1 pseudogene is annotated in these 519 nt (G+C 78.6%); it reads right to left on the reverse strand.

Annotated elements, in window-relative coordinates:
• A pseudogene (locus G5B31_RS20965) lies at positions 1-519 on the reverse strand (hypothetical protein); the annotation flags it as partial.

The following is a 519-nucleotide window of genomic DNA, read 5'->3' on the forward strand; positions in this document are numbered from 1 at the left end:
CGTCCAGCCCGGCGCCGAGGTCGAGCAGCAGGTCCTGCACGCCGTCCAGCGCCTCGCCGACCAGCGCGCCCTCGGCCAGGAGGGCGGCATCGACTGCGCCCAGCACCGCCTCCAGCGCGCCGCCGAGGTCCTGGCCGTCCAGCGCGGCGAAGGCCTCGGCCAGGCCCTGGCTCAGCGCGGCCGCGGCCGCGGCCGAGCCGCCCTCGAGATGCGGCAGCAGGCCGCCCGCCGCGCCGGCGTCCGGGTTGCCGGAGAGCAGGCCGTCGACCAGCTCGCCCAAGAGGCCGCCGACGCCGGCCAGCGGCGTGCCGGCCTCGATGCCGTCGAGCAGGGCCTGCAGGCCGGCCTCGACGGTGGCGACCAGCTCGTCGGCGGCATCGCCGGCAGTGTCGAGCAGGCCGTTCTCGCCGCCGAGGACGCCGGCCAGGGTGCCGAGCAGGGCATCGACGGCCGCGGCGACATCGGCATCGCCGAGGTCGGCCAGGGCCTCGTCTATGCCGGCGAGCAGGCCGGGCGCGA

Source organism: Rhodobacter sp. SGA-6-6, assembly GCF_011043545.1.
Classification (GTDB): Bacteria; Pseudomonadota; Alphaproteobacteria; order Rhodobacterales; family Rhodobacteraceae; genus Pseudogemmobacter.